The 13,466-nt window shown below is 71.3% G+C and carries 10 protein-coding genes; 7 read left to right on the plus strand and 3 right to left on the minus strand.

Translation table 11 applies throughout. The features are described 5' to 3' along the window. The first annotated feature begins 115 nt into the window (after positions 1-115). Together ND450_RS09815 and ND450_RS09820 are read left to right on the plus strand one after the other, a co-directional pair. Positions 116-1,633, plus strand: a complete 1,518-nt coding sequence (locus ND450_RS09815; RefSeq protein WP_253325823.1) for a catalase — start codon at positions 116-118, stop codon at positions 1,631-1,633. Between the two features lie 87 nt (positions 1,634-1,720). Beyond that, positions 1,721-1,891 (plus strand): CsbD family protein, encoded by a 171-nt coding sequence (locus ND450_RS09820; protein WP_253325824.1) that lies wholly within the window; start codon positions 1,721-1,723, stop codon positions 1,889-1,891. A gap of 215 nt (positions 1,892-2,106) precedes the next feature. On the opposite strand, the gene ftsH is transcribed toward ND450_RS09820, so the two are convergent. Beyond that, on the minus strand, positions 2,107-3,987 hold the full coding sequence (gene ftsH / locus ND450_RS09825) for an ATP-dependent zinc metalloprotease FtsH (protein WP_253325825.1): 1,881 nt from the start codon (positions 3,985-3,987) through the stop codon (positions 2,107-2,109). Positions 3,988-4,268: 281 nt separating this feature from the next. On the opposite strand from ftsH, the gene ND450_RS09830 reads away from it, so the two are divergent. From ND450_RS09830 to ND450_RS09850, 5 genes are all read left to right on the plus strand, one after another. Then, a complete protein-coding gene (locus tag ND450_RS09830; protein WP_253325826.1) occupies positions 4,269-6,545 on the plus strand; it encodes a glycosyl hydrolase family 65 protein in 2,277 nt (758 codons plus the stop codon). Then, entirely contained in the window at positions 6,538-7,185 is a 648-nt protein-coding gene (locus ND450_RS09835) for a universal stress protein (RefSeq protein WP_253325827.1), read from the plus strand. The genes ND450_RS09830 and ND450_RS09835 overlap by 8 nt, the downstream gene beginning before the upstream one ends. A 110-nt stretch (positions 7,186-7,295) precedes the next feature. Continuing rightward, complete coding sequence (locus ND450_RS09840) at positions 7,296-7,487, plus strand: zinc ribbon domain-containing protein (RefSeq protein WP_253325828.1); 192 nt, start codon at positions 7,296-7,298, stop codon at positions 7,485-7,487. Continuing rightward, a complete protein-coding gene (locus tag ND450_RS09845; protein ID WP_253325829.1) occupies positions 7,484-8,539 on the plus strand; it encodes a glycosyltransferase family 4 protein in 1,056 nt (351 codons plus the stop codon). Before ND450_RS09840 ends, ND450_RS09845 begins: the two co-directional genes overlap by 4 nt. Then, entirely contained in the window at positions 8,536-10,632 is a 2,097-nt protein-coding gene (locus tag ND450_RS09850; RefSeq protein WP_253325830.1) for a glycogen debranching N-terminal domain-containing protein, read from the plus strand. The genes ND450_RS09845 and ND450_RS09850 overlap by 4 nt, the downstream gene beginning before the upstream one ends. A gap of 134 nt (positions 10,633-10,766) precedes the next feature. On the opposite strand, the gene ND450_RS09855 is transcribed toward ND450_RS09850, so the two are convergent. Together ND450_RS09855 and ND450_RS09860 are read right to left on the minus strand one after the other, a co-directional pair. After that, positions 10,767-12,443, minus strand: a complete 1,677-nt coding sequence (locus tag ND450_RS09855; RefSeq protein ID WP_253325831.1) for a GAF domain-containing protein — start codon at positions 12,441-12,443, stop codon at positions 10,767-10,769. A 243-nt stretch (positions 12,444-12,686) separates the two neighbouring features. Beyond that, on the minus strand, positions 12,687-13,334 hold the full coding sequence (locus ND450_RS09860) for a CBS domain-containing protein (protein WP_253325832.1): 648 nt from the start codon (positions 13,332-13,334) through the stop codon (positions 12,687-12,689). Between the last annotated feature and the right edge of the window lie 132 nt (positions 13,335-13,466).

Here is a 13,466-nt window from a genome sequence, read left to right on the forward strand (position 1 = left end):
GATGACGAGGCGGAGCTCGCCCGCGGACGACAGGTTTGGGCGCTTCCGCCGCAGTCGACCCGTCGTGGCGACGGCCGCCTGCCCGGGGCCGTTCCCGCACTGTTGAGAGGAACAGATGGCTGAGCAGCCCGCCACCACCACCGACGCCGGCATCCCCGTCGAGAGCGACGAGCACTCGTTGACGATCGGTCCCGCCGGTCCGATCGTGTTGCAGGACCACTACCTCATCGAGCAGATGGCGCAGTTCAACCGCGAGCGGATCCCGGAACGCCAGCCGCACGCCAAGGGCAGCGGGGCGTTCGGGCGGTTCGAGGTGACCGCGGACGTCTCGCGCTTCACGAGGGCGGCGGTGTTCCAGCCGGGTACCACCACCGAGGTGCTGGCGCGGTTCTCGACCGTGGCCGGAGAGCGCGGCAGCCCGGACACCTGGCGGGACCCCCGCGGCTTCGCGGTGAAGTTCTACACGTCCGAGGGCGTGTACGACATGGTCGGCAACAACACGCCGATCTTCTTCATCAAGGACCCGATGAAGTTCCAGCACTTCATCCGGTCGCAGAAGCGGCGCGCGGACAACAACCTGCGCGACCACGACATGCAGTGGGACTTCTGGACGCTCTCCCCCGAGTCGGCGCACCAGGTGACCTGGCTGATGGGCGACCGGGGCATCCCCCGCACGTGGCGGCACATGAACGGCTACAGCTCCCACACGTACATGTGGGTCAACGCCGCCGGTGAGCGGTTCTGGGTCAAGTACCACTTCAAGACCGACCAGGGCGTGGAGTTCTTCACCCAGGACGAGGCGGACCAGCTCGCCTCCGCCGACACCGACTACCACACGCGCGACCTGTTCGAGTCGATCGCGCGGGACGAGCACCCGAGCTGGACCATGTTCGTCCAGGTCATGCCGTTCGACGAGGCCGGGGACTACCGCTTCAACCCGTTCGACCTGACGAAGGTCTGGCCGCACGGGGACTACCCGCTCACCGAGGTCGGCCGGCTGACGCTGGACCGCAACCCCACCGACCACCACACGGAGATCGAGCAGGCCGCGTTCGAGCCGAACAACCTGGTGCCCGGCATCGGCGCGAGCCCGGACCGAATGCTGCTCGGCCGGCTGTTCGCCTATGCCGACGCGCACCGCTACCGCATCGGCGTCAACTACAAGCAGCTGCCGGTGAACGCCTCCAAGTCGCCCGTGCACAGCTACAGCAAGGACGGCGCGATGCGCTACACGCCGGTCTCCGACCCGGTGTACGCGCCGAACTCCAAGGGCGGGCCGCGCGCCGACGCCGAGCGGTACGGCCCGACCGCGGGCTGGGGCGCGGAAGGGGACATGGTGCGCTCGGCCTACGTCGCCCACGCCGAGGACGACGACTGGGGACAGGCCCGCACCATGGTCCGCGAGGTCCTCGACGACGACGCGCGGACGCGGCTGGTCGACAACGTCGTGGGGCACCTGCTCAACGGCGTCTCCGAACCGGTCCTCCTGCGGGCCTTCGAATACTGGCGCAACGTCGACACCGAAATCGGCAAGCGGGTCGAAGAGGGCGTGCGGGCCAAGCAGGACGAGAAGGACCCGAAGGCGGACAAGCAGGCGAATCCGGCCCGCGAAAGCATGCAGCGCAAAGCCTGAGCCCCCCGTTTCGAACGACGAGACCGGGGGAAACCGGACCTCGACGTTCTCACCTGGGATTCGGGTGTCGAAAGGAAAGAGGGAGTCATGGGCGCCGATGACAAGCTGGAAGCCAAGGGCGACGAGCTCAAGGGCAAGGTCAAGGAAGGCGTCGGCAACGCCACCGATGACCCGGGGCTGCGCACCGAGGGTCAGGCCGACCAGTCCAAGGGCCACCTGAAGGAAGCCGTCGAGAAGGTCAAGGACGCTTTCAAGTAAAGCTCCACATCGACGAAACGCCGGGGTCCCCGCAATGCGTGCGGGGACCCCGGCGTTTTGCTGACCCACGCTTCACGACAATGCCTTGAGACGAAGGACACAATTCCTCAGGCCCTGTTCCGGCTTCTTTCCCGCCCAGCGCCCCGCGGAACCGCCGCCCGCGGGTCCGGACCGGGAATCGGCCGTGGCCATCGCGAAGAAATCGCCGCCAGGCCTCAGGAAGCATGGCTCACGGTCGTGAGCGCGCTGCCGCGCAGAACCGAGAGCACGGCGGCGCCGTCGAGGGTCTCCTGTTCGGCGAGCAGGCCGGCGAGGCGTTCGAGCGCGTCGCGGTTGCGGGCGAGCAGGGCGACGGCGCGGTCCTCCGCCTTGCGCAGCAGCCTCGAGACCTCCTGGTCGACCTGCCGCTGGGTCTGCTCGGAGTAGGACCGGACGCCGGTGCTCGTCCGTCCTGCGGGAAGGAACCCGAGCTGGGACTGCGGGTAGCCGACGGGTCCGAGCGAGGGCGACAGACCGAACTCGGTCACCATGCGGGTCGCGAGCTCCGTGGCTCCGACGAGGTCGTTGGTGGCGCCGGTCGATCCCTGGCCCAGCACGACGAGTTCGGCGGCGCGTCCACCCAGGTGGACGGTGAGCCGGTCGTTCAGGTAGGCCTCGCTGTAGAGGTGCCGTTCGGCCTCGGGCAGCTGCTCCGTCGCTCCCAGCGCCATGCCCGCGGGCAGGATGGTCACCTTCTCCACCGGGTCGGCGTGCTCGCACAACGCCGCCAGCAGCGCGTGCCCCGACTCGTGCACCGCCACCGCCCACCGCTCGTCTGGGAGCAGCGCGTTGGAGGAGTCCCGGCGGCCGAGCAGCACGCGGTCGCGTGCGGCCACGAGGTCCGCCGCGGTGATGTCGGTGCGGTCGTCCCGCACCGCGAAGATCGCGGCCTCGTTGATCAGGTTCGCCAGATCCGCGCCGGAGAAGCCGGGCGTGGCACGGGAGACCCTGCCGAGATCGACGTCGCTGTCGAGGTGCTTGCCCTCCGCGTGCACGGCGAGAATGGCGGCCCGCTCGGTCTGGTTGGGCAGCGGCACCATCACCTGCCGGTCGAACCGGCCGGGCCGCAGCAGAGCCGGGTCGAGCGCTTCCGGCCGGTTCGTCGCCGCGAGCACCACGATCCCGCTGCTCTGGTCGAAGCCGTCCATCTCGGACAGCAGCTGGTTGAGCGTCTGCTCCCGCTCGTCGTTGCCGCCGATCCCGTTGCCTCGCCTGCTGCCCACGGCGTCGATCTCGTCGATGAAGATGATCGCGGGCGCCCGAGTCCGCGCCTCCCGGAAGAGGTCGCGCACCCGCGACGCGCCCACACCGACGAACATCTCCACGAACGCCGAACCCGTCACCGACAGGAACGGCACGCTCGCCTCACCGGCCACCGCCCGGCCCAGCAGCGTCTTGCCCGTACCGGGCGGACCCACCATGATCACGCCACGCGGCCCCTTCGCGCCGGCGGCGGCGTACTTGCCCGGATCGCGCAGGAAGTCGACGACCTCGCTCACCTCCTGCTTGACCCCGTCGTACCCCGCGACGTCGGCGAACCTCGTCGTCGGCCGCTCCGCCTCGATGATCTGCGCCCGCGACCTGCCGAACCCCAGGTTGCCCCCGGACAGAACTCCCCTGGCACGCCTGCTCAGCCACATGAACATCGCCACGAGCAGCACGAGCGGCAGGAGGAAGGAGAGCAGTCCTCCCCAGCCGCCGTCCGTCTGCGTACCGGTGACCGGCACCTTCTTCGACGCGAGCTGCGCGCTGAGGCCGCCCGTGTCGAGCGCGGTCGGAATCTGCGTCACGAACTCGTTCCCGTCGCGCAACTCGCCGCGGACGTAGCCGCGGTCGTCGATCGTCACGGACGCGACCCTGTCAGCGTCCACATCGGACACGAAGTCCGTGTAGGACAGCGTCTTCGCGGTGCCCGACCACAGCGCGGGCAGTGACACCAGCACCAGCACCACCATCAGCGCGAACAGGGCCGTCCACCAACCCCACCGCCACGGCTTGGCGGGCATCGGCGCAGGCAGGTGGTCGGGCGGTGGCCCGGACTTCGCCGCACGCGACACCGCGGCCTCCTCTCGCCGTCTCCGACCTCGACGGTAGGCAGTGTCCGTGCAGGGCCCCAGGGACCACCGCATCCGCCGAGGCGGGACTTTGGTCCGGTGGCGGCACCCGGCGAGCACTCCGGAACGAGGCACTTGCGCGGCTGGTGGCTCCGCACCGCGGCGAACGCGAGGTGGCGCTCGATCAGCACGTCCTCCCCCACCTCTCCGACGGGACGGTCGTACCCGCGGTGAGGGACTTTCGTCCATGGCAACGGCGAGGTGCGGGTGGTCAGGGTGAGGAGGTGACGAACCCGCGGCGCACGGCCGACTCACTCGCGCTCGTCAGGCCGGGAGCCTCGCTGGAGCCGTGCATCGCCAGGCGGGTCGACGCGCTCCGGGCACTGGGCGTGCGGGTGCGCTCCATCGGCGACGACGAGCGGGAGGACGCCGCCTCGGCGGGCGACCTCGTCCTCGACGGGAGCTCGGACCAGCTCCGCCAGGTGCTCGACGAGCAGCTGCGCCGGCGGGCCCGCGGTCGCGTGCCGGAGGTCGGCCTCGATCCCGGGTGGACACTGCGGGAAGCCGGTGGGGATCCGTTGCGGCACCGCGTCATCGAGTCGCTGTTCACCCTCGGTTCCGGCGGCTTCGCGACGCGCGGCTCGGTGGAGGAGGAGAGGCAGGACTCGGTTCCGATGGTGCTGGCGGCCGGTGTCTACACCGGTCACGGCCCGGACGAGCACCTGATGCAGGGACCTCTCTGGACGGCCCTCGACCTCTCGCCCGCTCCGAGCGCCGACGAGCACGTCCTCGATCTGCTCACCGCGACCCTCCTGCGCCGGGAGACCGAGGGACAGATCCCGTTCCGCTCCCTGCGGTTCGCGTCGGCGGCCCGCCCCGGTCTGGTGGCCCTGCGGGCGGAAGGAGCGCAAGGACGCCTCGACGGAGGCGAACCGCTTCGGCGGCCCGCCGACGAGGACATGGCGACGGGCACCCACGGTCCGTACCGCTGGGCACAGGTGCAGGGCGTCTCGGGGATGACAGCGCTGGCGTGGCAACGGCAGGGGTGTGATCGTGGCGTGCGCACGGTGGAACGGCTCGCGGTGCTCGGCAGCGGTCCGAGCGCACCGCCGCCCTCCGGCCTCGCCGCCGGGCTGGAGGCAGCCGAGCGGCTCGGGTTCGACTTCCTGCTGTTGGAGCACAGGAAGGTCTGGGAGCGCCGCTGGGACTCCGTGAACGTCGAGGTGCCCGACGCACCCGAGGTCGAGCGGGAGATCCGGTTCGCGCTGTTCCAGCTGTGGTGCAACGCAGGCTCCCAGGTCGACGCCGCCGTGGGAGCGCGGGGCCTGTCCGGTCGCGGCTACTCGGGACACGTCTTCTGGGACGCCGACGTGTTCGTGCTGCCCGCCCTCGCGACCATGGACCCGCGGCTCGCGACGGCGATGGTCGACTACCGGTTCCACCGGCTGCCCGCCGCACGCGCGACCGCCCGTGCCGCCGGGCACGCCGGAGCGCGTTTTCCCTGGGAGTCCGCCTCGGGTGGCCTGGACGTCACGCCGACCTCGGGCTACCTGGGCGCCGCGCCGGTGGCGATCCGCACCGGTGCCCTCGAAGAGCACATCACGGCCGACGTGGCCTGGGCGGCCTGGCACTGCGCCCGGTGGTCGGGCCGGCGGAGCCTGCTCGTCGCCCGCCGGGCGCTGTTCGAGGAGACGGCTCGCTACTGGGCTTCGCGGTGCCGGGTGGACGGCGACGGTCGCGCCCACGTCGACGACGTGATCGGTCCCGACGAGTACCACGAGCAGGTGTCCGACAACGCCTTCACCAACGTCATGGCGCGCTGGAACCTCCGTGCGGCGGCCGGTCTCGCCGCGTCACGGGACGAGGCCGCGCGGTGGCGACGACTCGCGGACGCGATCGTGGACGGACACGACCCCCGGAGCGGGCTGTACGAGCAGTTCACCGGGTACTTCGACCTCCGGCCGCTCGAGGCGGCGGAGATCGCCCGGACGCCGGTCGCCGCCGACGTGCTGCTCGGCAAGGACAGGATCGCGGCCACGCAGCTGATCAAGCAACCGGACGTGCTCATGCTCCACCACCTGGTGCCGGACGAGGTCGCCCCGGACTCGCTCGTGCCCAACCTCGACTATTACGGTCCCCGGACCACGCACGGCTCGTCGCTCTCGCCCGCGATCAGCGCGGCGCTGCTGGCCAGGGCGCGTCGCCCCGACGAGGCTCTGCGACTGCTGCGGATCGCGTTGCGCGTCGACCTCGACGACCTCACCGGGACGACGGCCGCCGGACTCCACGTCGCCGCGATGGGCGGGGCGTGGCAGGCGGTGCTGTTCGGGTTCGCCGGAGTCCGGGTGCACGGCGACGTGATGCACGTCGACCCCGTGCTGCCCACGTCGTGGCGCAGCCTCGGGGTGCGGTTCCACTGCCTCGGACGGCTCGTCCGCCTGCGGATCGGCGAGGAGGAGGTGCGGGTCGAGGTGAACGCTCCCCTGCGTGTGAAGGTCTGCGGAGGTGGCGAAGTCCTCGTCACCGGTTCCGCGCGAATCGATCGGAGCAGCGATGGCTGAGGTGCTGGCGGTGCAACGCCCTGGTGCGCCCGCGGTGGTCGCTCCGGTGGCGGACGCGCTCGCCGACCTGCTCGGTGTCGAGGTGTCGACGACCTCGGAGGAGGGCGAGGCGGTGCTGCGACATCTGCAACGCCAGGACACCGTGCTGGGCGTGGTCGCACGCGATGATCCGCTGTCGTGGCGGATCGCCACCGCGGCGGCGAAACCCGTGGTGCTCGTCCCGCCGCCGGGAACACCGGCGCCGTCGAAGATCTCGCGGGTGCTCGCACCGCTCGACGGCACGCTCGAGTCGGCAGGTGCCGTGGCCGAGGCCCTGAAGTTGTTCCCCCACAGCGAACTCGTCGTCCTGCACGTGTTCGACCGCGACACCGTGCCCCCGTTCTGGGACCAGGCCGCGCACGCGCGCCGCGACTGGGAGCACGAGTTCCGCGCCCGCTTCTGCACGCCCCCGGACGCGCGGGTCGAACTGCGCAACGGGGCGCCGGAGGAGCACGTGGCCCAGGTCGCGGCGGAAGAACACGCGCACCTCATCGCGCTCGGCTGGTCCCAGGGTCTGGGTGACGGCCGGGCGCGCACCGTGCGCGGCACCGTGCACGACGCCACCGTCCCCGTGATCCTGGTACCACTGCGACACGACTGAGGCGTGCCACCGGCGGGGCCCGCCGCCGCCGACGACGACGACGACCGGCCCGCCCCCACCGGGACATTGGTCTCTGTCCCCGGACACCGGCCGCTGATGAGCATGACGTCATGCGCGGTTACACGACGAAGCTCGACTTCTCCTCCGCTTTCGACGCGGCGACGTTCTGCCCGCAGTGCGGATCCCCCGATGCCGCGGCGGCCCCCGACGACGAGCGGACGGTCTTCCGCTGTCGTTCCTGCGGAGCGCGATGGCGCTTCGAACTCGGCCACGTCATACGGACCGAGGAGGGAACGCCGTGAGAATCGGGCTGATCGCGCCTCCGTGGATCCCGGTGCCGCCGACGACCTACGGTGGTACGGAGGCCGTCGTGGCAGACCTCGCCCGCGGTCTGATGGCACGCGGCCACGACGTCGTCCTGTTCACCGTGGGCGAGTCGGCCAGTCCGGTCACCGTGCGCAGCCTCTACCCGGTCGCCGTGGAACCGATGGGCGCGGACGCCCCGGAGGCGGCACACGTCCTCGCCGCCTACGACGCCCTGTCGGACGTGGACGTCATTCACGACCACACCCTGCTGGGATCGCTCGTCGCGGCCCGCCACGCCCCTGGCACGCCTCCCGTGGTCTGCACGAACCACAACCCGTTCACACCGGAGAACGTCCGCATCTTCCACGAGATCGCCAGGAACGCCGCCGTCGTGGCGATCTCCCACGCGCATGCGCGTTCGGCCGCCGGTGTGCCGATCGCGGCGGTCATCCACCACGGGGTCGACGTCGACGTCTACCGGCCCGACGCCGGCACGGGCGATTTCCTGGTGTTCGTGGGCAGGATGAGCCCGGACAAAGGCGTGCATCGAGCGGTGCGCGTCGCGCAGGAGGCGGGTCGCGAACTCGTCGTCGTCACGAGGATCAGCGAACCGGCGGAGCACGCCTACTACCAGCAGGTCGTGCGGCCGATGTTGTCCGCCGGCACGGAGGTGCTGACGGACGAGCCGTTCCCGCGGCGGCTCCGGCTCCTGCAGCACGCCGACGCGCTGCTCAACCCGATCGCGTGGCCCGAGCCGTTCGGACTGGTCATGGCCGAGGCACTCGCCTGTGCCACGCCGGTGCTCGCCTTCCCCTGCGGCGCGGCACCGGAGATCGTCGAGCACGGCCGCACGGGATTCCTCTGCCGGGGCATCGACGACATGATCGCCAGACTCGACGACGTGGCGGGTCTCGACCGGGCCGACTGCCGGCGCTCCGCCCGCGAACGCTTCTCCCTGGAGCGGATGGCCGCGGCCCACGAACGGCTCTACGAGGCGGTGCTCAGGGGCTACGGGGTGCACCGGCGGAGCGCGGGGGCGCGGCGATGACCGCGCCGTGGGCCGTCACCACGGAGCCGGAGCCGCACGCGACGCCGGGCGATGTCGTGACCACGATCGACGGTTCCTCGTTCTGCATCACCGACACCTCGGGTCGCGTCCGGCCTCCGCTTCCGCGCGGCCTGTTCGTCCGCGACACCCGGCTGGTGTCCCGCTGGGAGCTGCTCGTCGCCGGACGCAGTCCCGAGCCGCTGGCCGTGTGGCGCACCGAGCCCTACTCCGCGACGTTCGTGGGCCGAGTCCAGCCGGCCGGCGCGATGCTGGTCCTGCAGCGCCACCACGTGGGCGACGGCATGCGGGTCGATCTGGAGGTCCGCAATCCTCGCGGCGTCGCCGCGGACTGCCTCGTCGAACTGCGCGTGGACACCGACTTCGCCGACCTCTTCGAGGTCAAGGAGGGGAGACCGCCCGAACGGCGCGATGTCACCGTCACCGCGGAGCGGGGCGTGCTGAAGTTCGCCAGCAGGGGCCGCGGGACCGCCCTGTTCGCCGGCGGGGACGCGAGCGTCGAGGACCGCGTCATCCGCTGGAACGCGTCGATTCCCCCACACGCCTCGTGGACCGCGTGCATCGAGATCCGCGAGGTGCGCGACGGCGTCACCCTCAGTCCGCGGCACCCGTGCGGCCAGCCTCTCGAGCACACCGTCCCAGCCCGTGAACTGCGCGAGTGGCGAAGCCTCGTACCCGAGGTGACCACCGCCGACCAGGACCTCGCCACCGTGCTGGCCCACAGCGTCGAAGACCTCGGCGCCCTGCGCATGGTGGATCCCGCACACCCGGACCGGCCGATCGTCGCGGCGGGCGCGCCGTGGTACATGGCGCTTTTCGGCCGTGACTCGCTCATCACCTCCTGGATGCTGCTTCCGCTGGAGCACCGGCTGGCCCTGGGCACCCTGCGCACCCTGGCCGAGCACCAGGGCACCCGCACCGACCCCGAGACGGAGGAACAGCCCGGCCGCATCCTGCACGAGATGCGCTTCGGCCCGGCCGCGTCCCTCGCCCTCGGAGGCGGCAGCGCCTACTACGGCACGGCGGACGCGACCAGTCTCTTCGTCATGCTGCTCGGCGAGCTGCATCGCTGGGGCGTCGAACCGCAGTGGACACGAGCACTGCTCCCGCACGCCGACCGCGCGCTGGAGTGGATCGAACGGCACGGCGACGCCGACGGTGACGGCTTCGTCGAGTACCGGCGAACGACCGAACGCGGGCTGCCCAACCAGGGCTGGAAGGACTCCTGGGACGCGATCACCTTCGCCGACGGCGAGATCGCGCGGGCGCCGATCGCGCTGGCGGAGGTGCAGGCCTACACCTACGCCGCCTACCGGGCACGTGCGGACCTCGCGGAGACCGAGGAGCGGCGCCAGGTCTGGACCGACAAGGCGCTCGCGCTCAAACGCGCCTTCAACGAGAGGTTCTGGCTCCCGGACCGCAACTGGTACGCGGTCGGTCTCGACGCCGGCAAACGCCCGATCGACTCGCTGACGTCCAACATAGGCCACTGCCTGTGGACCGGGATCGTGGACGAGGACAAGGCCGCGGCCGTGGCCGGACACCTGATGTCACCGGAGATGTTCAGCGGCTGGGGCATCCGGACCCTCGCGGAGTCGATGGCGGCCTACGACCCGATGAGCTACCACAACGGTTCCGTCTGGCCCCACGACAACGCCCTGTGCGCGGCGGGGCTGATGCGGTACGGGTTCGTCGAGGAGGCGCGACGGGTGGCGGTGGCCGTGCTCGACTCGGCCGTCCACTTCGGACACCGGCTGCCCGAGCTGTTCTGCGGCTTCTCGCGCGACGAGTTCGCCGTGCCGGTGCCCTATCCGACTTCGTGCGCGCCGCAGGCGTGGGCGGCCGCCACGCCCCTGCACCTGTTGCGCACCCTGCTGGGGCTCAGACCTGAGGCCGGCGTCGGGTCGCTCCGGTTCACCCCGGCGCTACCCGGCCGCTACCTGCCCCTGCGGATCCGAGGCCTCCGGGTGGGCGCGCACCTGCTCACCGTCGACGTCAGCACGGACGGCGCGTGGATCACCGGTCTCAACGGCCTCGGGGACGGACGTCCGGCGGCGGACACGCACTCCGGCTGACGGCTCCGCACGGCCGAGGCCGGATCCGGGATGCCATCCCGTCGCGGTCCGGGAGTGGAACCTCCATGGCGGAACCCGTGGTGCGCGGTCGTCCTGCCGGTGACGGAGCCGACGCGACACGCGGCCGTCGCCGTTCAGCGCAGGGGCGCCTGCCAGGTGACACGAGTGCCTCCGCCCGGTTCCGCCGCGACGGTGCAGAGCCCGCCGCAGTCGTCCGCGCGCTGTTCGACGTTCCTCAGCCCGCTGCGCGCCACCTCGCCCGGCATGCCGATGCCGTTGTCCACCACGCTGATGACCAGTGCGTCCCTCGCGTCGACGGTGAGGGTCAGCTCGGTGGCCCGCGAGTGCCGCAGCGCGTTGCTGAGCAACTCGGTGACCACCGCCTGCGCGTGCTCGCCGAGGTAAGCGGGCACGAGCGTGTCGATCGCCCCGGACAGCCGCACCACGGGGCTCAGCTCCACGCCGTCGGTGATCTCGGCGACGATGTCGAGCAACCTGCGCCGCAAGCCGGTGTCGTCGGACTCCCCCTGCAGGTCGAAGATCGACGTGCGGATCTCCAGCACGGTCTGGTCCAACTGGCCGACCGCCTTCTGCACGCGCCTGCGCGCCTCCGGATGCGTCAGCCAGGTCAGCGATCCCTGCAGGCTCATCCCGGTCGAGAAGAGCCTCTGGATCACGTGGTCGTGCAGGTCCCTGGCGATCCGGTCGCGGTCCTCCAGCACGTCCACCAGGCGCCTCGCCCTCTGGTTCTCCGCGAACTCCAGCGCAACGACGGCCTGGTCCGCCAACGACGCGAGCAGCGGCACCAGATCTGGTGAGAACGACGCCGCGCCCTTCTCCCGCACGGTCATCAGGAGTCCGGTCACGGTGTCGCCCGCCCTCATCGGCACGACCACGCACGCCCCCGGCGTGTGGTCGGCACCGAAGAGTCCCTCGAGCTCCTCGAGGACCAGGGGCGCGCCGGAGTCGAGCACCTCGGCGAACACGGGCTCACGCTGGTCCAGTGCGTCCTCGACCAGCGGAGTTCCCGCCTGGGCGACGGCATGCAGCTGGTGGTCCCGTTCGCCGGTGAGCAGCACCGCGACGCTGTTCGCCGACGCGAGCTCGACGGCCCGCTCCGCGATGAGGTGCAGCGCGTCCTCGGCCGACGCGCCGCTCAGGAGCTGCGAGTTGATCTCGGCCGTCGCTCCGAGCCAGCGCTCGCGCAGCCTGGACCGTTCGAAGAGGCGGGCGTTCTCGACGGCCACACCGGCCGCGGCGGCCAGCGCCTGCAGCACGACCTCGTCGTCGGCGGTGAAGTCGGCACCGCCTTCCTTCTCGGTCATGTAGAGGTTGCCGAAGACCTCGTCGCGCACCCGGACGGGAACGCCGAGGAAGCTGTGCATCGGCGGGTGGTTGGGAGGGAAGCCCACCGACGCCGCGTGTTCCGCCAGGTCGTGCAGGCGGATCGCTCTCGGATCCTCGATCAGCAGTCCCAGCAGGCCTCTGCCTTCCGGCAGGTGTCCCATCTGCGCGCGGACCTCGGGCGCTATGCCGACGTACACGAACTGCGAGAGGTTGTCCCTCTGCCCGAGAACGCCCAGCGCGCCGTAACGAGCCCCGACGAGCTCCACCGCTGCCTGGACGATGCGCCGCAGGGTCGAGTCCAGTTCCAGGCCCGCGCCCACCGCGAGCACCGCGTCCAGCAGGCCCTGCATCTTGTCCCGCGTGGACCCGATCTCCGCGAGCCGCTCCCGCATCCCGTCCAGCAACTCGTCCAGGCGCAACGCGCCCAGCAGGCTGCGCGACCGGCTCCCTCCTGAACCCGTCATCGCTCGACACTGGCACGTCCCCTCCACCGCACCAAGGGATCGCCGCCGAATCGGGTCCTTCGGCAGCGGGAAGACCCTCCGCCGGACGCAGATGGGGGTGAGGGTGCACCGGCGTCCGGAGCACCGGTCAGCACTGCCCGGCCTCGCCGTCCGGGGCGGACCTGGCACCGGCCGGAAACCCGGTGAGCCGCGGCCTTCCTCCACCGCGTGCCCGCGGCCGTGCCGATCGCGACCCGGACCAGCTCAGCCGAACACCCCGGACTGGTGAGGACGCCGGACCTCCCGGCGGGGCGCCACTGCGCAGTACGGGTCCGGGGTTCCCGACGTCGTCCGCGCGAACAGCGCTGTGAACATGACGTCGTCCCGCCGCTGGAGAAGTCCCTGCACCACCAGCACACCGTCGCGCACCGAGAAGTCCACTGTGGTCGGATCGAGGGACGTCGAGCTGCCGAACACCTCGTCCCGGATCTCGGCCAGCAGCGTCTCGTCGTCCCGCACGAACGCCTTCAGGAGGTCACGCCGCGACAGCACACCTACGAGCGCGCCCCGCGCGTCGACGACGAACAACCTGTGCGCACCCGACCTCAGCATCTCGCCGGCCGCGACGTTCGCCGAGGTGTCGACGCGGATGACGCCCTCCGGCGTCGTCATCACGTCACGCGCGGTGCGACCTCGGGCCCTTCGCCACCGCTGTTTCTCCTCCCGGCCGGCCAGGATCGCGGGTCTCGCGGCGACCGCCTCGTAACTGGCCAGGGCGTCGGAGCCGGAGACCACACCCACGACACGACCGTCCTCGACGATCGGAACAGCGCTGACTCCGCGCCGCCGCATCAGCTGCGCCAGTTCCCTGCACGGTGTCCGCGGGTGTGCGCTGATCACTTCACGCGTCATCAGCGAGGCGATGGAAGGCTGGTGCACGGCGCTCCCCGTTCGTCGGGTGGTCGAGGACTCGGATCTCCGACTCTGGACGACGACCACCGTCCTGCTACAGGGCCCTTGGTCCTCGGAGAGGCACGTACCGGC

The organism is Lentzea sp. HUAS12 (assembly GCF_024125735.1).
GTDB classification, from domain to species: Bacteria; Actinomycetota; Actinomycetes; order Mycobacteriales; family Pseudonocardiaceae; genus Lentzea; species Lentzea albida.

Bases quoted from the DNA above. Each gene is read 5' to 3' on its own strand.
- ND450_RS09815 (WP_253325823.1), top strand. From the start codon at position 116: ATGGCTGAGCAGCCCGCCACCACCACCGACGCCGGCATCCCCGTCGAG.
- ND450_RS09820 (WP_253325824.1), top strand. From the start codon at position 1,721: ATGGGCGCCGATGACAAGCTGGAAGCCAAGGGCGACGAGCTCAAGGGC.
- ND450_RS09835 (WP_253325827.1), top strand. From the start codon at position 6,538: ATGGCTGAGGTGCTGGCGGTGCAACGCCCTGGTGCGCCCGCGGTGGTC.
- ND450_RS09840 (WP_253325828.1), top strand. From the start codon at position 7,296: ATGCGCGGTTACACGACGAAGCTCGACTTCTCCTCCGCTTTCGACGCG.
- ND450_RS09850 (WP_253325830.1), top strand. From the start codon at position 8,536: ATGACCGCGCCGTGGGCCGTCACCACGGAGCCGGAGCCGCACGCGACG.
- ND450_RS09855 (WP_253325831.1), bottom strand. From the start codon at position 12,443: ATGACGGGTTCAGGAGGGAGCCGGTCGCGCAGCCTGCTGGGCGCGTTG.
- ND450_RS09860 (WP_253325832.1), bottom strand. From the start codon at position 13,334: ATGACGCGTGAAGTGATCAGCGCACACCCGCGGACACCGTGCAGGGAA.